The organism is Caulobacter sp. 17J65-9, from assembly GCF_010975005.1.
Classification (GTDB): Bacteria; Pseudomonadota; Alphaproteobacteria; order Caulobacterales; family Caulobacteraceae; genus 17J80-11.
In genome coordinates this window covers 1-792 of sequence record NZ_JAAIVC010000330.1, presented here as the reverse complement: position 1 = coordinate 792, position 792 = coordinate 1, and the positions used below count along the sequence as shown (strand labels likewise).

At 78.3% G+C, this 792-nt stretch carries 1 protein-coding gene; it reads left to right on the top strand.

All coding sequences use genetic code 11. The features are described 5' to 3' along the window. On the top strand, positions 1-792 hold a 792-nt coding region (locus tag G3573_RS21740; protein WP_163263695.1), incomplete at both ends, for an FAD-binding protein.

The following is a 792-nucleotide window of genomic DNA, read 5'->3' as shown; positions in this document are numbered from 1 at the left end:
CCGCGGCGCCCTGGTCGAGCGCGCCGGCCGGCTGATCGAGGTGACCGCGCCCGCCACCATCCTGGCGACCGGCGGCGTCGGCGGCCTCTACGCCGTGACCACCAACCCGGCCGCCGTGCGCGGCGAGGGCCTGGGCCTGGCCGCCCTGGCCGGGGCCGAGATCGCCGATCCGGAATTCGTGCAGTTCCACCCGACCGCGCTGGACGTGGGCCTCGATCCCGCGCCGCTGGCCACCGAGGCCCTGCGGGGCGAGGGCGCGGTGCTGGTCGACGGCGCCGGCCGGCCGTTCATGGGCGCGGTGCACCCGCTGGGCGACCTGGCCCCGCGCGACGTGGTCGCCCGCGCCGTGCACCGCCAGGCCCTGTCGGGCGAAGGCGCCTTCCTGGACGCGACCAAGGCGGTCGGCCAGGCCTTCCCGCACGAGTTTCCAGCGGTCTACGCCGCCTGCCTGCGCGCCGGCCTGGATCCGCGCGTGCAGCCGATGCCGGTCGCGCCGGCGGCGCACTACCACATGGGCGGCATCGCCGCCGACGCGGACGGACGCACCTCGCTGCCGGGCCTCTACGCGGTCGGCGAATGCGCCTCGACCGGCGTGCACGGGGCCAACCGCCTGGCCTCCAACTCCCTGCTCGAAGCGGCCGCCTTCGGCGCGCGCGCCGGCGTGGCCGCCGCCCAGGAAGTCGCGTCGACGGCGCGGCTGGTCAAGCCGCAGGCCACGCCCGACCTGCCGGCCCCGGCGCTGGCCGAACTGCGCGCCGCCATGAGCCGCGAGGCCGGGGTGGAGCGCAACGG